This window comes from Pseudomonas sp. zbq_18, assembly GCF_043102245.1.
In the GTDB taxonomy this organism is placed as follows: Bacteria; Pseudomonadota; Gammaproteobacteria; order Pseudomonadales; family Pseudomonadaceae; genus Aquipseudomonas.
Genome location: NZ_JBICIT010000022.1, coordinates 1 through 23,815, shown reverse-complemented (window position 1 = coordinate 23,815; position 23,815 = coordinate 1). Strand labels below are relative to the sequence as shown.

At 65.2% G+C, this 23,815-nt stretch carries 20 protein-coding genes; 5 read left to right on the top strand and 15 right to left on the bottom strand.

What is annotated here, in order from left to right; all coding sequences use genetic code 11:
• Positions 1-36: 36 nt before the first annotated feature.
• Positions 37-2,439 (bottom strand): sugar-binding protein, encoded by a 2,403-nt coding sequence (locus ACF8C6_RS16730; RefSeq protein WP_392500310.1) that lies wholly within the window; start codon positions 2,437-2,439, stop codon positions 37-39.
• A 252-nt stretch (positions 2,440-2,691) separates the two neighbouring features.
• A complete protein-coding gene (locus ACF8C6_RS16725) occupies positions 2,692-5,073 on the bottom strand; it encodes a penicillin acylase family protein (protein WP_392500309.1) in 2,382 nt (793 codons plus the stop codon).
• Between the two features lie 104 nt (positions 5,074-5,177).
• On the opposite strand from ACF8C6_RS16725, the gene ACF8C6_RS16720 reads away from it, so the two are divergent.
• Positions 5,178-6,206, top strand: coding sequence for an AraC family transcriptional regulator ligand-binding domain-containing protein (locus tag ACF8C6_RS16720; RefSeq protein ID WP_392500308.1), 1,029 nt, complete (start codon positions 5,178-5,180; stop codon positions 6,204-6,206).
• A 6-nt stretch (positions 6,207-6,212) separates the two neighbouring features.
• Here ACF8C6_RS16720 and ptsP read toward each other — a convergent pair whose 3' ends face one another.
• Together ptsP and ACF8C6_RS16710 are read right to left on the bottom strand one after the other, a co-directional pair.
• Positions 6,213-8,492: a phosphoenolpyruvate--protein phosphotransferase gene (ptsP, locus tag ACF8C6_RS16715; protein WP_392500307.1), complete on the bottom strand. Its 2,280-nt coding sequence runs from the start codon at positions 8,490-8,492 to the stop codon at positions 6,213-6,215.
• Positions 8,493-8,503: 11 nt separating this feature from the next.
• Entirely contained in the window at positions 8,504-8,983 is a 480-nt protein-coding gene (locus ACF8C6_RS16710; protein WP_277688022.1) for an RNA pyrophosphohydrolase, read from the bottom strand.
• A gap of 144 nt (positions 8,984-9,127) precedes the next feature.
• On the opposite strand from ACF8C6_RS16710, the gene ACF8C6_RS16705 reads away from it, so the two are divergent.
• Positions 9,128-9,784 (top strand): HAD family hydrolase, encoded by a 657-nt coding sequence (locus tag ACF8C6_RS16705; protein WP_392500306.1) that lies wholly within the window; start codon positions 9,128-9,130, stop codon positions 9,782-9,784.
• Positions 9,785-9,787: 3 nt separating this feature from the next.
• Here the strand turns inward: ACF8C6_RS16705 and ACF8C6_RS16700 are convergent, their stop codons facing one another.
• Genes ACF8C6_RS16700 through ilvA form a run of 3 tightly spaced genes read right to left on the bottom strand, consistent with a single transcriptional unit; the run spans position 9,788 to position 12,256 of the window.
• Entirely contained in the window at positions 9,788-10,255 is a 468-nt protein-coding gene (locus ACF8C6_RS16700; protein ID WP_392500305.1) for a DUF2269 family protein, read from the bottom strand.
• Positions 10,256-10,286: 31 nt separating this feature from the next.
• Positions 10,287-10,730 carry a DUF2269 family protein gene (locus tag ACF8C6_RS16695; protein WP_392500304.1) on the bottom strand — a complete coding sequence of 148 codons (444 nt, stop codon included), beginning with the start codon at positions 10,728-10,730 and terminating at the stop codon, positions 10,287-10,289.
• A gap of 11 nt (positions 10,731-10,741) precedes the next feature.
• Positions 10,742-12,256, bottom strand: a complete 1,515-nt coding sequence (ilvA, locus tag ACF8C6_RS16690) for a threonine ammonia-lyase, biosynthetic (RefSeq protein WP_392500303.1) — start codon at positions 12,254-12,256, stop codon at positions 10,742-10,744.
• Positions 12,257-12,394: 138 nt separating this feature from the next.
• Here ilvA and rpiA point away from each other — a divergent pair, with 138 nt between their 5' ends.
• Positions 12,395-13,066 carry a ribose-5-phosphate isomerase RpiA gene (gene rpiA / locus ACF8C6_RS16685; protein WP_392500302.1) on the top strand — a complete coding sequence of 224 codons (672 nt, stop codon included), beginning with the start codon at positions 12,395-12,397 and terminating at the stop codon, positions 13,064-13,066.
• A gap of 256 nt (positions 13,067-13,322) precedes the next feature.
• Here rpiA and ACF8C6_RS16680 read toward each other — a convergent pair whose 3' ends face one another.
• The 6 genes from ACF8C6_RS16680 to speB form a co-directional block, all read right to left on the bottom strand.
• A complete protein-coding gene (locus ACF8C6_RS16680; protein ID WP_392500301.1) occupies positions 13,323-14,048 on the bottom strand; it encodes an MBL fold metallo-hydrolase in 726 nt (241 codons plus the stop codon).
• 26 nt (positions 14,049-14,074) lie between these two features.
• The gene (locus tag ACF8C6_RS16675; protein ID WP_392500300.1) at positions 14,075-14,851 is read right to left on the bottom strand and encodes a carbon-nitrogen hydrolase family protein; all 777 of its coding nucleotides are present in this window, start codon (positions 14,849-14,851) and stop codon (positions 14,075-14,077) included.
• A gap of 4 nt (positions 14,852-14,855) precedes the next feature.
• Positions 14,856-16,187 carry a purine-cytosine permease family protein gene (locus ACF8C6_RS16670; protein ID WP_392500299.1) on the bottom strand — a complete coding sequence of 444 codons (1,332 nt, stop codon included), beginning with the start codon at positions 16,185-16,187 and terminating at the stop codon, positions 14,856-14,858.
• A 73-nt stretch (positions 16,188-16,260) separates the two neighbouring features.
• Positions 16,261-17,862, bottom strand: a complete 1,602-nt coding sequence (locus tag ACF8C6_RS16665) for a 5-guanidino-2-oxopentanoate decarboxylase (RefSeq protein WP_392500298.1) — start codon at positions 17,860-17,862, stop codon at positions 16,261-16,263.
• A 77-nt stretch (positions 17,863-17,939) separates the two neighbouring features.
• On the bottom strand, positions 17,940-19,334 hold the full coding sequence (locus ACF8C6_RS16660; RefSeq protein WP_392500297.1) for a YjiH family protein: 1,395 nt from the start codon (positions 19,332-19,334) through the stop codon (positions 17,940-17,942).
• Positions 19,335-19,407: 73 nt separating this feature from the next.
• The gene (speB, locus tag ACF8C6_RS16655; protein ID WP_392500296.1) at positions 19,408-20,367 is read right to left on the bottom strand and encodes an agmatinase; all 960 of its coding nucleotides are present in this window, start codon (positions 20,365-20,367) and stop codon (positions 19,408-19,410) included.
• 186 nt (positions 20,368-20,553) lie between these two features.
• Here speB and ACF8C6_RS16650 point away from each other — a divergent pair, with 186 nt between their 5' ends.
• Together ACF8C6_RS16650 and ACF8C6_RS16645 are read left to right on the top strand one after the other, a co-directional pair.
• Positions 20,554-21,447 (top strand): LysR family transcriptional regulator, encoded by an 894-nt coding sequence (locus tag ACF8C6_RS16650; RefSeq protein WP_392500295.1) that lies wholly within the window; start codon positions 20,554-20,556, stop codon positions 21,445-21,447.
• A 62-nt stretch (positions 21,448-21,509) separates the two neighbouring features.
• Complete coding sequence (locus tag ACF8C6_RS16645; RefSeq protein WP_392500294.1) at positions 21,510-21,842, top strand: YegP family protein; 333 nt, start codon at positions 21,510-21,512, stop codon at positions 21,840-21,842.
• 2 nt (positions 21,843-21,844) lie between these two features.
• On the opposite strand, the gene ACF8C6_RS16640 is transcribed toward ACF8C6_RS16645, so the two are convergent.
• Positions 21,845-22,768, bottom strand: a complete 924-nt coding sequence (locus tag ACF8C6_RS16640; RefSeq protein ID WP_392500293.1) for an SdiA-regulated domain-containing protein — start codon at positions 22,766-22,768, stop codon at positions 21,845-21,847.
• 89 nt (positions 22,769-22,857) lie between these two features.
• Positions 22,858-23,772, bottom strand: coding sequence for an SdiA-regulated domain-containing protein (locus tag ACF8C6_RS16635; RefSeq protein ID WP_392500292.1), 915 nt, complete (start codon positions 23,770-23,772; stop codon positions 22,858-22,860).
• Positions 23,773-23,815 lie beyond the last annotated feature (43 nt).

The window sequence follows — 23,815 nt, the reverse complement described above, 5'->3', positions numbered from 1 at the left end:
CCCGTATCGTAGACGCTGCGGCCAGAGCGGCTTCTGCTAATCAAACAAGGTGAATTCCCGTTGCACCTTGAAGTAGATCTCGCGTTCGGTGAGGTCTCTCTTGTCGATATCCGACGCATAGTCTTTCACCAGGCGCAGCCCCCACATCAGTTGCCATTCCGGGCGCGGTGAGAAGATTTGCGTGTATTCCAGGGTCTGGCTGGTTTCGCGAGCCAGTTCGCTGCCGCGCCAGCGCTCGTTATCGCGCGTGGTCAGGTCGTTGAGCCAGAGCAGGCGGTGGGTCAGGCCGTTGGGGGCGTGATAGAGCGCGGTGAGGGAAAAGAACTGTTCCTTGTAGAGCCGCTCTCCATGGGTATCGAAGTGGCGCAGGGTGAAGTCTGCCATCAGGTCCAGGGCGCCGGTGGTGTAGTGCAGCTTGGGCTTGATCTCGCGCATCTTCCCCAACACCAGGTTGTCGGGGTCGGCGATGGAGCCCCAGCGGCCATCCAGGTGCAGGGTCCAGGGCGTGTAGGGCGATGTCTGGAAAAACCACTGCCAGTAGTGCTCGTCGAAGCGCGGGGCGTTGTCACCGGCCGACAGGTCGCCCTGGTCGATGCGGTTGACGGCGCGGTTGCGCTGCTGCCAGCCCAGCCGAGCGATGGTCTGGTAGCTGCCGCGAAACTCGCCCCACAGGCCGACGGTGGTTTCCAGTGGCTGGTCATCGGAGTGTGAGCGCATATGCCCGCCAATCAGGTAAGTGCGGATGCGCGACTGGCTTTCATCGTCCTCTTTGGCCTGGAAGTACCACTTGCGGCCGTAGGCCAGGTTGAGTGCGCGGAAGTCTACGCGGCGGACAAAGCCCAGGTCGGCACGGAAGTCCGGCGATACATCGTAGTAGCGTGCCCAGTAGAGGGATTCCGGGCCGTCGTGGTTGTAGCGCAGCTGCAGGTTGTAGCCGTGCAGGCTGTCGTCGAAGTCGGCACGCCTGACGTAGGGGGTGGTGGCGCAGTCGCCCAGCTCGCATTCCGGCTCGGGGGCGGCCTCGGTACAGCCGGCGCTGTTGCAGAGGTCTTCGGCGAAACGCTGTGGGTACTGCGTATCCGACACCATCAGTTGCCCGCGTACCTTGTCGTCGATACCCAGATTGCCGGTGCCGTTCAGGCTCAATACCGCGTTGTGGTAGTCGTCGGCGCTGCGCAGGGTGCTCAACACGCCCAGGCTGTGTTTGTCGGATTGGGTTTCGTAGTTGAACGCCGCCGAGCGGCTGCTATCGACCAGGCTGACGATATCCGAGCCGAGGTTGTCGGGCATATAGATCTGCGTTTGCTGGTCAACCGCAGCAAGCACTCCGCTGGTGGCCGTCGGGCTGCTCCACAGGTGGGCCAGGCCCACGTCCGGCTGCACGATATTGCGCGTATAGACCACCTCGTTGAGGGTGCGGAAGTATTCGCGGGCATCGACAAAAAGCTCGCGCTTTTCCGGCTCGTAGGGGTCAAAGGGGTCGTTGATGCTGTCGCGGGCGATGTCCGATTCCACGTCCGCGTAGTTGGGGTTTACCGTCATCAGAAACTGGCGGTCGGCGGCGATGCGGTAGTTCAGGTAGGCGCCGGCGGTGTGCAGCGGCTGCTCGTCCACCTGCGCAAAGCGTGCGCCGATATCGCGCTCTTCATCGCGGTTATAGACATAGTGGGGCGTCACGGTCAGGCGCTGGTTGCTGCTGGCAGGGGCGGCGGTCTTTGCCGGTTCCCCGGCCAGCACCAGTTGGACGGCGCCGGCCAGCGTACGCTCGACCTGGCGCGGATGGTGGCGCTTGAACAGCAGCAACAATTCCTGGGGATGCGTCGGCGCGCTCGGCAGCAGGCGCAACTGCTCACGCGGGATCGCCATTTCTACCCGGAAGCCGGTTTCGTCAATCTGTGCAGCGGCTTCCCATTGGGCGTCCCAGTCGTACAGATAGCGATCACTGATGCTGTCCTGCAGCACGTCGGATTGACTGCCGTGCGGGTTCACCCTGAACTCGTACTTGCGCAGGCCCTGCCCGGCCGGGTCCAGCACCAATGCCACGTAATCGTCCTCTTTCAGGCCGTCGCGCTCACGCACGGCAGAGCGCAGCTTGTCGATTTCCGGGTCTGAGGCATCAAAGGAGACGTAGAGGTGGGTGTCGGTCAGCCCGACCCGCACGCGGGTGGCCACGCCGGCCTCGCGCAGCCGCACCGGGAACACTTCGTACTGGATGGGGATGTCGTCGAGGCTGTGCCAGAAGGCATCTGAGAGGTCGCCGTCAATGAGCGGCGTGTCGAGCCGGACATAGATCAATTGCCGGGGAATCTGTGGGGTGGCCATCGCTGCGCTGTCGGCTGACGCTGCCTCGGCGGCTTCGGCGTCCTGATCGCCCAGAATTTCCTGGGCGCCGGCGTGCTGGCCAGTCCATAGCAGCGCCACTAACAGCCACAGGGGCAATCCCTTGCACCGGCCCAAGGCAACCTCCCTTCTTGCTCTTGCCGCATCAGTCGGGTCCGCATCCGCGTGTCTTCCTGAGCATAGCAAAGCGCGATTTCACGACTGCGGGGGTGCGTGAGCGGTGACCGGATGATGTCGCGTGCGGGCAGAAGTCGCGCCTTGCCGCGCCCGCAGCCAAAAACGCCGCGACTTCTGTGCGAAATCGCGGCGCTGTTCCCGAGAGGTTCTTAGGCCAGGCTCGTTACGGGGTTTTCAATCCGCCGGTTGCAGGCTCAGGGTCGAGTGCGTATTGGCCCGTACATCCTTCTCGCTCAGGTGCATGGGCACGTACTGCCCTTGGATATAGGCCTCGGCCTGGTCCGCGTAGTGCGCGTCGAAGGGTACGCCGCTCTGGCCAACCGGGTTGATGCCCAGTCCTTTGCTGGCGTCGGCCATATCGATCAGGCGGCGGGTCGAGGGGCCGTAGAGCACCGACCAGGGCGCCGGGCCAACGCGATGCGAGAGGTTGTTCGGCACTTCATGGCCGCCAGGAGCGGCGAAGGGGCCGACGTTGAACAGCAGGTCCAGCGGCTTCTGTGCGCCCAGCGGGTGCTGGTGGCTGAGGGTATGACCCTGGCCCCAGTGCCACTGGCTGCTGTCGCTGCCGAAGCTCTGTTGCAGGTGTGCAATGCTGTGGCGCCAGGCGGCGGCGACGGTGTCGCGGCGGCTTTCCTGCGCAGCAGTACCGCGCTTGTCCCACCAGGCCGCGTCGGCATCGGCCGTCAGGCGCGGCAGGGCCACGTCGAGCACGCGGGTCTGCAGCAGGCTGTCGAAGAAGGCGTCGCCCAGTTCGTCGTGCATGGCCTGGTTGGCCAGCTCATAGGTGAGCTGGTTGAACAGGGTGGCGGCGATGGAGTCCAGCGGGTGGCCGCCGTTCCAGTTGGCCAGTTGCTCGACCAGGGCGCGCTCGCTGTCGTCTGCCGCTGCGCGGCGCAGGTCGTCGAGGATCGGTGCGAGCAGGCGCGGGCCGTAGCCGGTGCCGTCGTCCAGTTGCAGGGCCTGGTTGTTGTGGGTGTCCCATTGCATGCCCGGTTCGGCCAGGCGCTCATTCAGGCGCGCGCCGCGGTCGGCCAGGTTGTAGTAGCCGGGAATCGCCACGCCGGTCGGCGATTGCGGCTGGTAGTTGGCGGAGATGATGTAGCCACGCGCCGGGTTTTCTTCCTGCGGATTGGCGCTGAAGGGCAGGAAGCCGGGCTTGGCCGCCTCGCCGCTGGCGCCATCGAGGATAAAGCTGGGGTTCACCCCGGCCGGGCGCTGCGGTAGCTTGGCGGCGGCCCACCAGCCGATGTCGCCGCTGGCGTTGGCGTAGATCACGTTGAGGCCGGGGGCCTCGATCTTCTCCACGGCGGCGCGGGCCTTGTCCAGGCTGTCGGCGCGGCCCAGCTGGTAGAAGGCATCGAGGATCGGGTTGTCGGTTTCCAGGAAGGCCCACCACATGGCAATCGGCGTTTTGCCGGCGTTGGCGCCAAGGGCGTCGTTGACGATGGGGCCATGGGGCGAGCGGCGCAGGGTCAGCGTGACCGGTTCGCCGTCCTTGACCTGGATGGTTTCCTCGCGGCTCTGCAACTCGACCCACTGGCCGTCGACCCAGACCTGGTTGGGGTTGTCCGGGTTGACCTTCTCGGCGATCAGGTCGAGGTCGTCGTTCTGGAACATGGTCAGGCTCCAGGCGAACTGCGTGTTGTGGCCGAGCGAGGCGTAGGGGTTGAGCGCCTGGTGGTGGCCGTACAGCTCGAAGCCGGGGTAGCTCAGGTGCGCCTCGTACCACACCGCCGGCACGGCAAAGCGGATATGCGGGTCGCCGGCCAGCAGCGGCTTGCCGCTGGCGGTGCGGCTGCCGGAAATGGCCCAGGCGTTGCTGCCCTCGAACTGTGGCAGGCCGGCATCGACCAGCGCCTGCTGGCTCAGTGCTGCCAGCCTGTTGAGGCCACGCCAGTCGTCCGCGCCCAGGCGCTGGGCCACGGCGCCTTCGGGGTGCCAGGCGAGGTCGAAGACCTTGAGGTAGTCGCCGCCGAGCTGATCGCGCACGTAGGTCAGCACTGGCTCGGTGCGGAAGGCGGCAGCGAAGCTGTAGGCCATGTAGCCGGCCACCGAGACGGTGTCCTCGACGGTGAAGGGGCGCTTGTCGATGCCCAGCAGGTCGAACTCGACCGGCGCCGGGCGGCTGGCCTGGTACTGGTTGATGCCGTCCAGATACGCCTGCAGTGCCCTGACCGCCGGGCTGTTGCGGTCGAGGGTCTTGGCGTAGCGGTCGGCGTGCTCGCGAATGCCCAGGGTGCGGAACAGGCGGTCGGTATCGACCAGTTTGGCGCCCAGCACTGCGGCCAGTTCGCCACGCGCCAGGCGGCGCAGCATTTCCATCTGGAACAGACGGTCCTGAGCGTGGACGAAGCCCAGGGCGCGGTACAGGTCGGCCTCGTTCTGCGCCTGGATATGCGGCACGCCGCGCTCGTCGTAGCGTACCTCGACCGGGGCCTGTAGCCCGGACAGGGATAGTTCGCCGTCGCGCAATGGGTTCTTGCTGTGGGCGTACCAAGTGGCGCCGGCGGCGACGGCGGCCACCGCGATGGCGAGAACGGTCAGACTGCGTTTCATCAAGCGCTCCTTATTGTTGTGCGGCCATTCTCGGTGCTGCTTCGGTCAGCGGCATTGACCATTGGCTGCATGGCTGAAATTCTTTGGTCAATCGAGGAGCTGCCATGACCCTGCCTGCCGACATTGCCCCGCTGAGCCAATCCGCCACCCTGCGCCGCCTGTTATATGAAGCCCTGGCCGACTTGGGGCACGAGCCCGCGGCGATCTACCGTGGCGCCAACCAGCATCGACGGTTGGTGCCGCCGCCCAGTGAGGGGCGCCTGAGCCACGATGAGGCGCCTCTGTTCTGGCTGGCCGCCGATACCCTGACCGGCGATGCCGATATCGGCCTGCACCTGGGCGAGGTGATGAAGCCACGCCTGCTCGACGTGGTCGGCTATCTGCTGCTGGCCAGTCGTGACCTGGAGCAGGCGCTGCGCAGCTTCCTGCGCTTCCAGCACATCCTCGCCGGCGGCTTTGCGGCGCAGATGCGCATTGAGGGCGAGCGCGCCTGCCTGGTGCTGGATATCAATTACCGGGGTTTCGGCCCGCTGCGCCAGCAGATGGAGTGCTTGGCGCTGCTATTCATCAAGCTGCTACGGCTGATCAGTGACGATGAGTTTCGTCCGCTGGCCGTGGACTTCCGCCATGCCAGGCCGCGTAAGCTGACCGAGCATCGCCGGCTGTTCGGCCTGCAGCCGCAGTTCGCCTGCCCTCATGATGCACTGTGGTTTTCCGCCAGCCTGCTCAAGCGTCCGTCGCGCAACTCAAACCCCGAGCTGCACCGTCTGCTCTGGCAGCATGCCGAAACGCAGCTGGCGGCGCTGGTGGAGAATGACCTGCTCAATCGTCTGCGTTACCTGCTAAACCTGCGGCTGGGCCAGGCCGATTGCTCGCTGCGCGCCTGTGCCGCCGAGCTGGGCCTGGAGCCGGTCGCCCTGCAACGTGGCCTGGCCGCCCAGGGCAGCCACCTGCGCCAGGTGCGCGAGGCGGTGCAGCAGGTCAGGGCGCAGGAGCTGCTGCAGGCTGGCGAGTCCATCCGCGAAGTGGCACGGGCCTGCGGCTTCGCCGAGCTGTCGCCGTTCTATCGGGCGTTCAAGCGCTGGTTTGGCGTCGCCCCGGATGCTTACCGCAATCGGCTGGCGTCTGGCTGAGTCGGCTCAGCTCTGGATGGTCGCCGCCGGGTTGATCACCCGGCCCAGGCCGAGGTTGCGCAGGGCCAGGTGCAGGGCGCTGTGGATCACTTGCGGGTTGTCGATGCGCATCAGCTGGTCGAGCAATTCGCGGGCTTTGCTCGAGCTGATCTGGCGCAGCAGCCACTTCACCTTGGGCAGGTTGGTGGCGTTCATCGACAGGCTGTCGAAGCCCATGGCCAGCAGCAGTACGGCCATGGCCGGATCGCCGGCCATTTCGCCGCAGATGCTCACCGGCTTGCCTTCGGCGTGGGCGCCGTCGACGATCAGGCGCAGCGCGCCGAGCACCGCCGGGTGGAGGAAGTCGTAGAGGTCGGCGACCCGCGGGTTGTTGCGATCCACCGCCAGCAGGTACTGGGTCAGGTCGTTCGAGCCAACCGAAAGGAAGTCGACCTGATGCGCCATCTCGCGGATCTGGTAGACGGCGGCGGGAATCTCGATCATCACGCCCACGGGGGGCATGGACACGTCGACGCCTTCGTCACGCACTTCGCCCCAGGCGCGGTGGATCAGGTGCAGGGATTCTTCCAGCTCCTGCAGCCCGGAGATCATTGGCAGCAGGATGCGCAGGTTGTTCAGGCCCTCGCTGGCCTTGAGCATGGCGCGCACCTGGACCAGGAAGATTTCCGGGTGGTCGAGGGTGACGCGGATGCCGCGCCAGCCGAGGAAGGGGTTGTCTTCCTTGATCGGGAAGTAGGGCAGGGACTTGTCGCCACCAATGTCGAGGGTGCGCATGGTCACCGGCAGCGGGTGGAAGGCCTGCAACTGCTCGCGGTAGGTGGCCAGCTGCTCCTTCTCGCTGGGGAAGCGCTCGCCATTCATGAATGGCACTTCCGTGCGGTACAGGCCGACGCCTTCGGCGCCGCGCTCCTGGGCGCGTTTCACATCGGCCAGCAGGCCGGTGTTGACCCACAGCGGCATGCGCTGGCCGTCCAGTGTCTCGCACGGCAGTTCGCGCAGGGCGTCGAGGCCCTGAGCCAGCTGGCGCTCTTCCTCGACCACTTCGGCGTACTGCTTGCGCAGCACTTCGCTGGGGTTGGTGAAGACTTCGCCGTGGTAGCCGTCGACGATCAGCTGGATGCCGTCGACCTTGGAGTAGGGCAGGTCGACCACGCCCATGACGGTGGGAATGCCCATGGCGCGGGCCAGGATCGCCACATGTGAGTTGCCCGAACCCTGCACGGAAACCAGGCCGGCCAGCTTGCCTTCCGGCACCTGGCCGAGCATGGCCGGCGACAGTTCCTCGCTGACCAGGATGCTGTTGTCCGGGTAGACCAGGCTCTGCTTGCGTTCTTCCTGCAGGTAGGCGAGCAGGCGGCGGCCGAGGTCGCGCACATCGCTGGCACGCTCGCGCAGGTAGGCGTCGTCCATCAGCTCGAAGCGTTTGACGTGCTCGGTGACCACCTGGCGCAGCGCGCCCTGGGCCCACTGGCCGGTCTTGATGACCTTGCGCACCTCGCTGCCGAGGGCGTTGTCGTCGAGCATCATCAGGTAGACGTCGAACAGCGCCAGTTCTTCCTTGCGTAGCTGGTTGGCGAGTTTTGCCGACAGCTCCTGCATGTCCTCGCGCACCCAGTCCAGGGCTTTGCCGAACAGTTCCAGCTCGGCCGCGATATCGTCGATTGGCTTGTCCGGCACCACGTTGAGGTCGGCCGGCGGCAGTACTACCACGGCCGTCCCGACGGCGGCGCCAGGCGCGCCCGGTACGCCGACGAAACGAGCTTCCTGGATACCCTTGCCCTGCTTGCCCAGGCCGCGGATCGAGCCGGTGGCCTCGGCATGGGCGATGACGCCGGCGAGCTGAGCGCTCATGGTGACCAGGAAGGCTTCCTCGCCTTCGTCGAACTGGCGGCGTTCCTTCTGCTGCACCACCAGGACGCCCATCACCCGGCGGTGGTGGATGATCGGTGCGCCGAGGAAGGAGGCGTAGCGTTCCTCGCCGGTTTCCTTGAAGTAGCGGTAACGCGGGTGTTCGGAGGCGTGTTCGAGGTTGAGCGGTTCCTCACGGGTGCCGACCAGGCCGACCAGGCCCTCGTTGGGTGCCATGCTGACCTTGCCGATGGAGCGCTTGTTGAGACCGTCGGTGGCCATCAGCACGAAGCGGTTGCTCTCGGGGTCGAGCAGGTAGACCGAGCAGACCTGGCTGGCCATGGCCTCCTTGACCCGCTGCACGATGATCGTCAGCGCCGCCTTGAGATCCTTGGCGGCGTTTACTTCCTGAACGATCTTGCGCAGCGTGTTGAGCATGCTTGCTTCCGTCAGTCGCGCGCCAACAGGCGCGGGGCGAGTTCCTTGAGGGCGCGACGGTAGACCTCGCGCTTGAAGCTGACTACCTGGTTGAGCGGGTACCAGTAGCTGACCCAGCGCCAGCCATCGAACTCCGGCTTGCCGGTGACGTCCATGCGTACCCGCTCCTCCGCGCCGGTCAGGCGCAGGAGGAACCATTTCTGTTTCTGGCCGATGCACAGCGGCTGACTGTGGGTGCGCACCAGGCGTTGCGGCAGACGATAGCGCAACCAGCCGCGGGTGCAGGCAAGAATCTTCACATCCTGCTGCTCCAGTCCCACTTCTTCGTTGAGCTCGCGGTAGAGCGCCTGCTCGGGCGATTCCTGCGGGTTGATACCGCCCTGGGGGAACTGCCAGGCGTCCTGGTTGATCCGCCGCGCCCACAGCACCTGGCCGACATCATTGGTCAGAATGATGCCGACATTGGGGCGGAATCCATCGGAGTCGATCACGGCAGAGCACCTCGAAAACGCAAGTCCCGGCATTGTTCCACAAAGCTCTCCAGCGCAGCAAACGCGCGGCCCTGGCCGTGGGCAGTGGCAGCGAAAAAGGCTATTCTGGCGGCCCTTTTGGCCTAGCGATTCAGGTATTCCGACGTGCGACTCGCCCTTTTCGACCTCGACAACACCCTGCTCGCCGGTGACAGCGACCACAGCTGGGGCGAATTCCTCTGCGAAACGGGCCGCGTCGATGCCGTCGAATACCGCGCGCGCAACGATGCCTTCTACGCCGACTACTGTGCCGGCAAGCTCGATGTGGTGGCGTACCAGAGCTTCACCCAGGCCATTCTCAGCCGCACCGACGCTGCCGAGCTGGCGCAGTGGCAGGCCGAGTTCATGCGCGATGTGATCGAGCCGATCATCCTGGCCAAGGGCGAGGCGTTGCTGGCGCAGCACCGTGAGGCCGGCGACAAGCTGGTGATCATCACCGCCACCAACCGCTTCGTTACCGCGCCTATCGCCCGGCGTTTGGGGGTGGAGACGCTGATCGCCACCGAATGCGGCATGCAGGATGGTCGCTACACCGGCCAGGTCGCCGGCGTGCCCTGCTACCAGGGCGGCAAGGTGACGCGTCTTAACGAGTGGCTGGCCGAGACGGGCCACAACCTGGATGGCGCCTATTTCTACAGCGATTCGCGCAACGACCTGCCGCTGCTGGAGGCGGTGGCCAACCCGGTGGCGGTCGATCCGGACGACACCCTGCGCGCCATCGCCGGCGAACGCGGCTGGCCGGTACTCAGTCTGCGCGCTTGAGGCTCACAGCGGCTTGGCCACCATCAGCCAGAAGATGACGATGAAGGCGATAAAGGCCGGCCAGCCCAGGTAGAGCCAGATACGCATATAGAGGTGGGCGCGCGCAGGCAGCTCCGTGCCGTTGCGCAGCGCCTTGGCTGCCATATTACGCACGAGGATCTGTAGCCACAGCACCGGCAGCCAGCACAGCCCGGCGAAGACGAACAGCCCGACACTCCACAGCAGCCACAGCTGATTCAGCGGCCAGCCAGCGACCTTGGCCAGGGCCAGGCCGCTGAGGGGTTGGAATACGGCGGTAGTGGCGATGAACAGCCAGTCGGCCGTGACCAGGTGGCGGAAGGTGGTGGCGATTACCTGCAGGTTGCCGCTGCGCCAGGCGCGCAGGGCGTAGTAGGCCGAGCCCAGGCCGAAGCCGAACAGCAGGGTGGCGGAGAGGATGTGCAGGGTCTTGAGCAGCAGGTACAGGCTCATGGCTGCTGCTCGTGAGGTGTGCGCAACATCATCAGGCCGGCTTGGCCCCCATCAGCGCGAATATCGCCAGCAGCACCACGAACATCAGTCCGGCGTAGGCCAGCACGAAGCGCAGCAGTTTCACCGGCACATTGCCGGCGGCCACGGCTTGCTGCCAGGCACCCAGACGGTGGTGCAGGAGCAGGCCGAACAGCATCAGCAGGCCGAACAGCTTGGCGCTGAACAACAGCCAGCTGGCGCCCAGCGACAGGCCCACGTTATGCACCAGCCACCAGCCGCTGACCGGCAGGCTCAGGGTGAGCAGGCCGATGGCCGGCATGCTGTACAGGCGGGTGATGCGCAGCTTGCGACTGAGCACGGCGGCATCGCCGGAGCGATGCGCCTTCCACAGCATGAAGGCGTGAGCGATGAAGCCCGCCAGGACCAGCACGGCGGGAATCAGGTGGGCGTACTTCAGCAGTTGGTAATGTTCCATCACTGCATTCCTTATCCGAGGAACAGTTTGTAGGCGGGATTGTCGCTCTCGTCCCAGTAGGGGTAGCCGATGGCGTCGAAGGCTGCCGGAATCTGCTCGCGTTCGTCCGCCGGCACCTGCAGCGCAGCCAGCACGCGGCCGTCGGCGGCGCCGTGGTTGCGGTAGTGGAACATGGTGATGTTCCAGCGCCCGCCCAGGCGGTTGAGGAAGTTGAACAGCGCGCCCGGTCGCTCGGGGAACTCGAAGCGGAACACCACTTCATCGGCCACCGCCGCAGAGTGACCACCCACGGTGTGACGGATATGCAGCTTGGCCAGTTCGTTGTCGGTCAGGTCCAGCACCGGGAAGCCCTGTTCGCGCAGGCTTTCAACCAGTGCGGCGCGCGGGTCGTTTTCCGGGTGGGTCTGCACGCCGACGAAGATGTGGGCCTCGCGGTCGGTGTGGTAGCGGTAGTTGAACTCGGTGATCTGCCGTTTGCCGATCGCCTCGCAGAAGGCCTTGAAGCTGCCCGGGCGCTCGGGGATGGTCACGGCGATGATCGCCTCGCGCTTCTCGCCCAGCTCGGCGCGTTCGGCCACGTGGCGCAGGCGGTCGAAGTTGACGTTGGCGCCGGAGTCGATGCCGACCAGTACCTGGCCCTGAACGCCTTCGCGCTCCACGTATTTCTTGATCCCGGCCACGGATAAGGCGCCGGCCGGCTCGGTGATCGAACGGGTGTCGTCGTAGATGTCCTTGATCGCCGCGCAGATCTCGTCGGTGCTGACGGTGATCACCTCGTCGACATGGTCCTTGCAGATATCGAAGGTGTGCTGGCCGATCTGCGCCACCGCCACGCCGTCGGCGAACAGGCCTACGGTAGGCAGTACCACGCGCTCGCCGGCGCCCATGGCGGCCTGCAGGCAGTTGGAGTCTTCCGGTTCGACGCCGATGACCTTGATCTCCGGGCGCAGGTACTTCACGTACGCCGCGATGCCGGCGATCAGGCCGCCGCCGCCGACCGGCACGAAGATGGCATCGAGCTGGCCCGGCTGCTGACGCAGGATCTCCATGGCCACGGTGCCCTGGCCGGCGATCACCAGCGGGTCGTCATAGGGGTGGATGTAGGTGTAGCCCTTCTCTTCCACCAGCTTCAACGAGTGCGCCAGCGCCTCGGGAAAGGCGTCGCCATGCAGCACCACCTTGCCGCCACGCGAGCGCACGCCCTGCACCTTCAGTTCCGGGGTGGTACGCGGCATGACGATGGTCGCCTTCACGCCCATGTGCTTGGCGGCCAGGGCCAGGCCCTGGGCGTGGTTGCCCGCTGAGGCGGTGACCACGCCGCGCTCCAGCTCATCGGCAGTGAGCTGGGCCAGCTTGTTGTAGGCGCCGCGAATCTTGAACGAGTACACCGGCTGCAGATCCTCGCGCTTGAGCAGAATCTGGTTGCCCAGGCGCTCGGTGAGCTGGCGGGCAGGTTGCAGCGGGGTTTCCACCGCGACGTCGTAGACGCGCGAGGTCAGGGTCTTCTTGACGTACTGTTCGAGCATTCGGGCAATCTTTGCAGGTAAGGCGGGACGGGCCAGTCTACCCCAGCGATTCGCCGTGCGACCACAGAGAATGCGGGGTTTTTGCCCGCCGTGCGGCTATAATTCGCGGCTCCGTTTCCTCCCAGGCGCAAAACCGCAATGACCCAGGATCAGCTCAAGCAGGCCGTGGCCCAGGCCGCCGTCGACCATATCCTTCCCTTTCTCGACAGCAAGAGCGTGATCGGTGTCGGCACCGGCTCCACCGCCAATTGCTTTATCGACGCCCTGGCTCAGCACAAGATGGCTTTCGATGGCGCCGTGGCCAGCTCGGAAGCCACCGCCGCGCGCCTCAAGGGCCATGGCATCCCGGTGTATGACCTCAACGCCGTGGACGGCCTGGAGTTCTACATCGACGGCGCCGACGAGAGTGACGAACACCTCAACCTGATCAAGGGCGGCGGCGCCGCGCTGACCCGCGAGAAGATCGTCGCGGCGGTGGCCAAGACCTTCATCTGCATCGCCGACGCCAGCAAGCTGGTGCCGGTGCTCGGCGCCTTCCCGCTGCCGGTGGAAGTGATTCCCATGGCCCGCAGCCACGTGGCGCGCCAGCTGGTCAAGCTGGGCGGCGACCCGGTGTACCGCGAGGGCGTGGTCACCGACAACGGCAACATCATCCTCGACGTGCACAACATGAGCATCGTCGACCCGGTGAAGCTGGAGGCGGACATCAACGCCATCGTCGGCGTGGTCACCAACGGCCTGTTCGCCGCACGCCCGGCCGACCTGCTGCTGCTCGGCACCGCCGAGGGTGTGAAAACGCTGAAGGCTTGATTGGTCATGCGGCGCAAGAACCCGGCTCAGGCCGGGTTTTTTGTGCCTGCAAGCTTCCTGTAGGAGGGGCCTTTGCCGCGACTGGACGGGTCTCGCGTAGCCTGGGTCGCGGCCAAGGCCCCTCCTACGTTTTGCTGTGGCCTGGGGTTATCGCGGCTAAAGCCGCTCCCACGCGAGTATGTCCGGGCTTTTGTGGGAGCGGCCGGGCGGCACTCCGCTTTAGCCGCGATGATCGGCCCGTAGGGCGTTTGGCTGGTCAGGGATGCTCGACAAACCACTGGTCGATCAGCGCGCGCAGGCGTTCGCCGGAGAAGCTGGCGAAGTGGCCGCCATGCACGGTGCGCACCGGCAGGCGGCGCAGGCGTTCCAGGCTGGCGGCGTAGTCGGTCAGGTTGGAGTGGTAGGCGTCCTCGATCAGCGGGCCGTCGTAGACGATGTCGCCGGAGAACAGCGTCTGCGTCCTGGCCTCCCACAGGCTGATGCCACCGGGTGAGTGGCCGGGGGTGTGCAGCACCTGCAGCACGCGGTCGCCGAGATCGAGCACATCGCCTTCCTCGATCAAACGGGTGGCCGGCGCAGCCTTTACCCGGTATTCGGCGTAGCACAGCGGGCAATCCGGATGCGCCTCGAACATCTCGTCGCCAACAAACGCCGTGGCCAGGGTGTTGTTGCCGTCCGGCGCGGCGAGGATGGCGGCCTCGGCCGGATGGCAAAGGCGCTCGGCGAACTCGTGGTGGCCGGCGATATGGTCGAAGTGGGTGTGGCTGGCCACGGCCAGCAGTGGCTTGTCGGTCAGCCAGGGCAGCTGTTCGCGCAGGCTGACCAGGCCGGAGCCGGAGTCCACCAGCACATCGCGCTCGCGCCCGCTGATATGCCACAGGTTGCAGCGGTAGAAGGGCCGCACGTAGGGCTCGTGGATCAGGCGCACGCCATCCTCCAGGGGGCGCACCTCGAACCAGCGATCTTTGCTGACGATCTTCATCGGGATGCCCGGGCGACCTGTCCCATCTAGCCCAGCCTGAGGCCGGGATGCAGGTCATGCAGATAGTCCTGGGCCTTACGGCTTTCCTGGCAACGGCTGAGATCGAGGTCGAGGATGCTGGTGCCTGGCTGTTGCGTGAGTTGCGCCAGCACTTCACCGTCCGGCCCAGCCACCAGGCTATGGCCGCAGAACTGCAGATGATCCTCCTGGCCACTGCGATTGACGCAGGCGACAAACACCTGGTTGTCAAGGGCTCGGCAGCGGACCTGCAGCTGCTGCCGTTGTGCATTGGGCTCCATGTTGGCGGTAGGGCTGATGATCAGCTCCGCGCCCTGCTGGGCCAGAGCTCGACTGACTTCGGGAAACTCGTTGTCGTAACAGATCATCAGGCCTATGCGGCCGTGTCGGGTCTCCACCACCAGTGGCTCCGAGCCAGGCAGGAAGACCTCATGCTCATCGGCCCACAGCTGCATCTTGCGGTAACAGCCGAGCTGTCTGCCCATGTCATCCAGCAGCACGGCACTGTTGTAGATGCCTTCCGTGGCTTTTTCGGCAAAGCCCAGCACCAGATGCAGACCATAATGGCGCGCAAGACGCGCGGCCTCGGTGAGCAGGGGGCCGTTGCGGGGCTCGGCAAGCTCATCGAGCTGGTTGAAGATCAGATAGCCGGTGAGGGCCAGCTCCGGCAGCGCCAGGATATCGGCTCGGGCCTCCTGAGCCGCCCGACACAATGCTTCCAGCTCTGCCAGGTTGTGCGGGATACGCTCCCGTTGCGGAGCAGTCTGGGCAATCATCAAACGCATGGGATCAGCCTTCCAGGGACTTCGGGGCGCGCTGCTGGCCATCACGCAGCAGCATCAGTTTGACACTGCTCCAGTAAAGCGCACCGGTAATCAAGAACACCGGCAGTGATGAGCCGAAGGACAACGGCGAGATCAGGGTCCAGTAGGCCGACAGTCCAGCACCGATCAAGTAAGCGGCAAAGGCGAATTTGGCGGTGGGCAGGCCCGCCTGGCGCTGCTGTTTGAGCAGATCGGCGTTGTAGCGGCTGGCATCGATCAGGTAGTAGTCGCAGATGATTACGGCAAAGGCCGGAATGAACAGCCCTCCGATAATGATGAGGAAGTTCTGGAACTGGTCGAGGATGCCGGGAATCAGTGCGCCGAAAACGCTGACCAGGCCGATCACGAGGGCCGGTTTCCAGAATTTCATTTCAGGAGCCAGATTCATGGCCGACAGGGTGGCGCTGTAGACCGCCATGATGTTCGTGGTCATCACCGAGAGGAAGATCACCAAGGCGGCGGGCAGGCCGAAGCCGAACTGACTGAGCAACTGAGTCGGGTCATAGGTCTGCGGCATGTCGTTGAGAAGCGACAGGCCTGATACCGCCGCGCCCAGCGCCATGGCCAGCAGGGTGGCGGTGAAGTAGCCCAGGTAGGTGGCGCAGACGGCCGTCCGTGGTGAGTTGCAGTTGCGGTTGTAGTCGGCCGAGGAGGATATCCAGGAGAACGCGGTGGCCACCACTATGTCGAAGGCGATGCCGATGGTGATGCCATCGACGCGCTCCGGCAGCTCCAGCAGCGAGCCCAGGTCATAGTGGCTGTTCAGGGCGTAGAACACCGCCAAGGACAAGCCCAGCATCAGTACCGCAGCCCAGCGTTCGACGCGTTCAATGCCCAGATGACCGCGCAACACGACCATCACCACGATGACCTCGCAGATCACCGTCATCAGGGCCAGATTGCTGTAACCAAAGGTCGACTCTATGGCGAAGTTCAGGCTCATGCCGGCCAGCAGGGCCTGAATCCAGCTCCAGCCGACCAGCATGCAGACGTTGATCAGGGAAATCAGCTTGGCGCCACGGTTGCCATACGCGCGCCGGCTCAGAACCATGGTCGGCAGTCCGGTGCGCTGCCCCATCAGACCGACCAGAACCAGTGGGATGGCGCCGATCAGGGTGCCTAGAGCCACCGTGCCCAGGGCCTCGGCAAAGTCCAGGTCGGGCACCAGCAACATGCCGGTAAGAATGGTGGTGACCACCATATTGGCGCCAAGCCAGAGGGCAAATGTGGCAAAGAACTTCATGCTCTTTGCCTGGGTGCTGTTCAGGCTGTCGTGACCCAGAAGGGAGCCGGTCATCGTCGATTCTCCAACGCTCTTGTTAATTTTATTGTCGGGCAGTAGTGCTCGGCATTCGCACAGGGTGAGTCGTTCAGGGGTGGAAGGGGGCGCCTTCCTGTACTTCGATCACCAGCGGCCGGTGACTCGGTGCGCTGGCCAGCAGCTCGGCCAGGTGTGCATGGTCACGCGCGCGTTCGGCGACGCAGCCATAGCCGCGGGCGATGGCGATCAGGTCCGGGGTGTAGATGTCCACGCCAATCGGGGTGATGTCGCGGCGCTCCATGTAGCGCTTGATCTCGCCGTAGCCCGAGTTGTTCCACAGCAGCACGATGATGCCGACGCCGGCCTCCACCGCGCTGGCCAGCTCGGGCAAAGTGAACTGGATGCCGCCGTCGCCGATTAGGCACACCACCGGGCGCGCCGGTTCGGCCAGCTTGGCGCCGATGGCTGCCGGCAGCCCGTAGCCGAGGGTGCCGTAGCCGGTGGACGAGTTGAACCAGCGCCGCGCGCCGTCCAGCTCGACCAGGTGGTTGCCGCTGTACACGGTCTGCGTCGAGTCGCCGACGAAGCGCGCCTCGGGCAACGCCTGCAGCACGGTGTCGAACAGCGTGCGGTAGTGCACCCAGCCGGAGAAGCCTTCGGCCAGTTGCGCCTGCACGGCGGCGGTGCGCTGGGCGCCGGGGCTGTCCGGGTTGGCGCTGCGCGTCGGCAGCAGCTCCAGCAGGCCGCGCATGGCGCTGCGTGCGTCGCTGTGGATGGCGATGCTCGGCGCATGGTTGCGCATCAGCTGCTGCGGGTCGATGTCGATGCGGATCAGCTCGCCGCCGAGCTTGAAGTTGCCGTCGAACACCACGTCGTAGTCGGTTTCGCCCAGCTCGGTGCCGATGGCCAGTACCACGTCGGCTTCCAATGCCAGTTCGCGCACCGGCACCAGCGACTGGTTGCTGCCCAGCAGCAGCGGATGGCCGGGCGGCAGCAGACCCTTGGCGTTGATGGTCAGCGCTGTCGGGGCGTCCAGTGCGGCGGCCAGGGCGCGGGCCTCGGCCTGGGCTTCGACGCAGCCGCCACCGAGCAATAGCAATGGCTTCTCGGCCTGGGCCAGCTTGGCCGCCGCTTCATGCAGCGGCGAGCGGGCCGGGGCCGGGCGCGCCAGTTGCACGCGCGGCTGCACCTGCATGTGATCGGCCGGAGCGGTGATGATATCCAGCGGCAGCTCGATATGCACCGGGCGCGGGCGCTCGCTGTCGAACACGGCGAAGGCGCGGGCCAGCACGGCCGGCAGTTCCTCGACGCTCATCAGGGTGTGGCTGAAGGCGGTGACGCCCGCGGTCATTGCCCGCTGGTTGGGCAGCTCATGCAGATAGCCCTTGCCCAGGCCCAGACGATTGCGCTCGTTGACGCTGGAGATCACCAGCATCGGGATCGAGTCGGCGTAGGCCTGGCCCATGGCAGTGAGGATATTGGTCATGCCCGGGCCGGTGATGATGAAGCACACGCCCGGCTTGCCGCTGGTGCGGGCATAGCCATCGGCCATGAAGCCGGCACCCTGTTCATGGCGCGGGGTGATGTGACGGATGCTGCTGCCCGGCAGCCCGCGATAGAGCTCGACGGTGTGCACGCCGGGGATGCCGAACACGGTGTCGACGCCCCAGGCTTGCAGTTGCTTGACGAGGAATTCGCCGCAGGTGGTCATGTCTTGAATCCTGTGTGGAACGGATGACCCTCACCCCGGCCCTCTCCCAGAGGGAGAGGGGGAAGTGGGACCCCGTATTAACCGACGATCCAGTGCGCCATCAGCGCGATGATCGGCAGGGTGATCAGGGTGCGGATGATGAAGATGACGAACAGTTCGAGAATGTTCAGCGGCAGCTTGGCCTTGAGGATCAGCACGCCGACTTCGGACATGTAGATCAGCTGGGTCAGCGACACGCAAGCCACCACGAAGCGGGTCAGCTCGCTCTCGATGCCCTTGCCCAGCACGGCCGGCAGGAACATGTCGGCGAAGCCCACCAGGATGGCTGGGGCGGCCTTGGCGGTTTCCGGCAGCTGCAGCGCTTCGAGCAGCGGCACCAGTGGGTAGGACAGCCAGTTGAACACCGGGGTGAACTCGGCGATGGCCAGGGACAGGGTGCCGATGGCCATCACCAGCGGCAGCAGGCCGAGCCAGATATCGACCACGTTGTGCACGCCGATGCGCACCATCTGCACGGGCGAGGGGTTGGCGTTGGCGCGGGTCACGGCCTGGGTCAGGCCCCAGCGCAGCAGCGAGGTGCCGGCCGGCACGTCTTCACTGATCTGCTTGCCGACGCCGGGCACGTAGTCGTCCTTCTTCCACGACAGCGGCGGGATGCGCGGGGTGATGATGGCGGCGGCCAGGCCGGCGACCACCACGGTCAGGTAGAAGGGCACGAACAGGTGATCGAGTTTCATGAAGCTGGTGATCAGCAGGCTGAAGGCGATCGAGGCGATGGAGAAGTTGGTGGCGATCACCGCCGCTTCCCGCGCGCTGTAGAAGCCTTTCTGGTACTGCTGGGCGGTGATCAGCACGCCGACCGTGCCCGAGCCGAGCCAGCTGGCGATGGCGTCGATGGCCGAACGCCCCGGCAGGCCGAAGATCTTGCGGAACACATTGCGCACGACGGTGCCGATGAACTCCATCAGGCCGTAGTCGGTCAGCAGCGGCAGGACCAGGCCGGCGACCAGGAAGAAGGTGATCAGCACCGGCGCCAGGTCTTTCAGCACCACGCCGCCGGTATTGGCGTTCCAGATCCACTCCGGGCCGAACTGCCAGAAGGTCATGGCGGCGAACAGCGCACCGACCACCCGCAGGCCCAGCCAGAACGGATGCAGCACGAACAGCTCGCGCAGCGCCGGGCGCTCGCTGACCCAGCGCGGCTTGAACAGGCTGCCGAACAGGCCGCAGACGGCGGAGAACAGCAGCAGGGCGGTGGCGATGGCCGGCAGCTGGGCGGACAGCGACGCCTTCAGCGCATCGGCCAGCACGCCGAGGCCGATGGTGACCTTGTCTTCGTAGACGATGGGGGTGAGGAACAGCAGCACGCCGAGCAGCGAGGGGATCAGGAAGATCAGCAGCTGGCGCAGGTTGAAGCGGGCTGTGCGGGGCGGCTGGTCATCCAGCAGCGGCATGGATTCTTCGTGGTTCATCTTGGCACCCTATTTATTGTTGTAGTGCCCGGGCGTCCTGGCGCCCGGATCGGATAAAAGGCCGGGTCGGCGCCTAGCGGCGCTGCACACCCGGCAGCACGCAGAGCATTTCGTAGAGCAGGTTGGCGCCCAGCAGCGAGGTGTTGCCGGTGGTGTCGTAGGGCGGAGAAACTTCGACCAGGTCGCCGCCGATGATGTCCAGACCCTGGCAGCCACGGATGATCTCCATCGCCTGGATGGTGGTCAGGCCGCCGATTTCCGGGGTGCCGGTGCCCGGCGCCCAGGCCGGGTCGATACCGTCGATGTCGAACGACAGGTACACCGGGCCGCCGCCGACCTTCTCGCGCACTTCGGCCATCAGCGGCTCCAGCGACTTGTGCCAGCACTCCTCGGCCTGGACCACGCGGAAGCCCTGCTTGCGGCTCCAGTTGAAGTCCTCGGCGGTATAGCCCTGGGCGCGCAGGCCGATCTGCACCACGCGCTGGCTGTCCAGCAGGCCTTCTTCCTGGGCGCGGCGGAAGGTGGTGCCGTGGGCGATCTTCTCGCCGAACATGTGATCGTTGACGTCGGCATGGGCATCGATGTGCACCAGACCGATCTTGCCGTGCTTCTTGTGCAGGGCCCGCAGGATCGGCAGGGTGATGGTGTGGTCGCCGCCCAGGGTCAGCGGCTTGATACCGAGTTCGACGATCTCGTCGTAGGCCTCTTCGATGATGCGCACGGCGTCGAGCAGGTTGAAGGTGTTGATCGCCACGTCGCCGATGTCGGCCACGTTGATCGAGTCGAAGGGGGCGGCGCCGGTGGCCATGTTGTAGGGGCGGATCATCACCGACTGGGCGCGGATCTCGCGCGGGCCGAAGCGGGTGCCGGAGCGCAGCGAGGTGCCGATATCCAGCGGCACGCCGACGAAGGCGGCATCGAGCTGGCGTTTTTCCTCGGTGGTCTGGATATGCGGCAGGCGCATCATGGTGGCGATGCCGCCGAAGCGGGGCATTTCATTGCCGCCCAGGGGCTGGTGCAGGATCTTGTCCATGGGTGGGCCTCACGGTGTTGTCTTGTAATGAACCCGGGACGGTCGAGCGTCCCGGGCGAAGCGTGGGCCCGATTCTTCTGCGCTGGGGCGACAAAAAGAATCGCTGTGGCGAAATAATTACTTCATGAATTTCTAAACTAACCGTCGCCGCCTTAGGATGGGCACCTAACCCAATGGACTGTGCCTATGACCCTCGCCTTGCCCGATCTCAAGCTGCTGCGCATCTTCGCCAGTGTGGTGCGCTGCCAGGGTTTCGCCGCTGCCCAGCAGGAGCTCAACCTGTCCACCTCGGCGATCAGCACCTACATGAGCCAGCTGGAAAGCCAGCTGGGCCTGGTGCTTTGCCACCGCGGTCGTGGCGGCTTCAGTCTGACCAGCAAGGGTGAGCTGTTTCATCAGGAGTGCTTGCGCCTGCTCGCTGAACTGGAAGGTTTCGAGCGCTATTCGGCAGCGCTCAAGGGTGAGCTGCGCGGCACCCTGAACCTCGGTGTATTGGACTCCACCGTGGGCGATCCAGCGCTGCCGTTGGCGGAAGTGATCGGCGTGTACAGCGAGGAGCATCCCGCCGTGCACCTGCACCTGGCGGTGCAGAGCCCGGCCGAGTTGCAGCTGGGGGTGCTGGAGAATCGCCTTGATCTGGCCATCGGCGCCTTCTATACGCGCACCAATGGTCTGGTCTATCAGGCGCTGTACCGCGAGCAGCACTGGCTGTACTGCAGCGACCGCCATCCACTGTTCGGCCAGCGCCGCATACCGGCGGAGGTGATCACCCAGCAGCGCATGGTCGGGCGCGGCTACTGGAGCCAGAACGAGCTGGCCCGGCATGGTTTCAAGCACAGTGCCGCGACGGTGGAGTCGATGGAGGCGCAGCTGATTCTGGTGCTGTCCGGCGCCTACATCGGCTATCTGCCGGAGCACTATGCGCAGTCCTGGGTCGATCAGGGGCGGCTCAAGGTGCTGCTGCCGACCACCTTCGGCTACCAGGCGCCGTTCAGTCTGGCGCTGCGTCGCGGACGGTCGCGCGAACCGCTGATCCAGAGCTTCCGCGATCTGTTGCGCGGGCAGCTGAACCCCACCTGAGCACGCGAATTGGCGATCAGCGTCTAGGCTTGGTGAACCTTCCCCACGACAGGAGTCAGACCATGGCCAGTAAATTTCACCTGAAAACTGCCAAAGACGGCCAATTCCACTTCAACCTGCTCGCTGGCAACGGCGAGATCATCCTCACCAGCGAGCTGTACAAGGCCAAGGACTCGGCGCTCAACGGCATCGAGTCGGTGCGCAAGAACTCGCAGCGCGACGGGGCCTTCGAGGTCAAGCCAGCGGCCGGTGGCAAGTTTCACTTCGTGCTCAAGGCCACCAACGGCCAGGTGGTCGGCCAGAGCCAGCTGTATGCCAGCGAGGCCGGTGCCGTGGCGGGCACCGAGTCGGTGAAGAAAAACGCGCCACAGGCGGCGCTGCAGGACGATAGCTGAAGTTATTCGGCTGCTTGCTTTTCGAAGACGTAGAACAGGTTCGGCTCGCTCACCAGGTAGAGCCGGCCCTGCTCGTCCATGGCCACTCCTTCGGCCTGCGGCACACTCTTCTCCAGCCCCTGGCGGCCACCGAGCAGCGACAACGCGCTGATCGGCCGCCCATCGGCATTTAGCTCCAATACCAGGCGCGATTCGTCCGACAGGGCCATCAGGTGTCCGGTGCGCTCGTCGTACTGCAGGCTGGACAGGTCACGCACGAACAGTCGGGCATCGCGCTCCGGGTCGTCCACCACATGCACGGCGAAGGGTTTGTCTGGATTGGTGTGGGGGAAGCCATGGATCTCGTAGATGCTCACCGGGTCGCGTTCCTTGGCCACGAACAGGCGCTGGCCCTGGCTGTCGTAGGCCAGGCCTTCGAAGCCCTTGTTGCCGTTGAGGCCGATGCCCAGCGACAGTTGCTGCGACTCGGCGGCGTCGACGAAGAGGGTGTCGTCATCCAGGCGGACCTTGACCAGGCGCTGCAGGCGCTCGTCGGTAATGACGTAGATCCCGCGGCTGATGTATTCGATAGCCTCCGGGTCGCCGAAGCCCACCAGGGGCACTTTTCGTAGCACCCGGCCATCGAGGGACAGTTCGACGATATGCGGCTTCTGGTTGGTGACGGTGAACAGGCTGCGCCGGTCCGGGTCGTAGGTCAGGGCCGAGACGTCATCATCCAGCCCGGCGATGGGCTGGGCCTGCAGAGTGGCGACATAGTCCGGCAGCCAGGCCGATTGCTCGCGCCACTCGCTGGCATGGCGCCATTCCTGCACCAGGAACCAGCCGCGCTCGAACAGGCGGAACTGTTGGGCAGCGATGGCAGCGAGCAGCAGCAGTACCAGCAGCGCCGCTGCCAGCCAAAATCCAGGGCGAGTAAGACGACGCATGATGGTGAGGAGCCCGTAGGGAAAGACGCCACATGTAAGCACGGTCGGCTGAATTAAAGCTTAAGTGGTGTCTCTGCGACGCGCTGAATTCAACTCCGGGGCGGTGTTTCCGGCGATTTGCGAAACACGTAGAACAGATTGGGCTCGCTGACCATGTAGATGGTGCCTTCCTCGTCCATGGCCACGCCTTCGGCACGGGGAATTCGCCGTTCCAGGCCGCTCTGGCCACCGATCAGGCTGATGAAACTGATTGGCTCGCCCTGTTCATCCAGTTCCAGCAGCAGGTGAGACTGGGCCGAAAGCGCCAGCATATGCCCTGTGCGTGGATCGACGCTAAGGGCCGACAGGTTACGCATGCCCAGGCCATAGCTGGGCAGAGGCTGCAGTTCGCTCTGTAGCAGGCGCTGGCCGTTGCTGCCCAGACCGAACAGTCTGGGGCTGCGCTCCTTGCCGAGCAGCAGGCGCTGTTGGGCCGGGTCCCAGGCTACGCCTTCGAAGCCCTTGTTGCCGGCATCGGGGAAGCCCAGGTCGAAGGGGTTGCCGTCGGCGATATTCAGCTCGAAGGTGTCCGGCGTAAGTTCGAAGATCGACAGGTTGCGTTTGCGCTCATCGGCGACAGCGATCTTGCCGTTCTCCAGCACTGCCACGCCCTCGGGGTTGGAGAAGCCCTTGAGGGCGATGCGACGCAGGACTTCGCCGGTGCGACTGAGCTCCACCAGCATGGGCAGCTTGCCGGTGACGGTGAACAGGGTGCCGGTCAGCGGGCTGTAGGCCAGGTCGGAGGTTTCGTCCTCTTCCAGGCCATCCAGTGGTTTGCGCTGGATACTGGCGGTGTAGCCGGGTAGCCAGATACTGGCAGCGCGGGCGCTGGCCGGCGTGTCCCGCTCCTTGAGCCAGAGCTGGGCGCGATCATCCCAGTGCAGGTAGTGAACGAGCAAAGCCAGGCCGGCCAGGGTAGTGGTCAGCAGCGCGAAGCGGCGGAGGGGGCGGGAAAATGAGGGCATCGACTACTGCTCGAAAGAACGACTCCCTCAGACTACTGAGTCA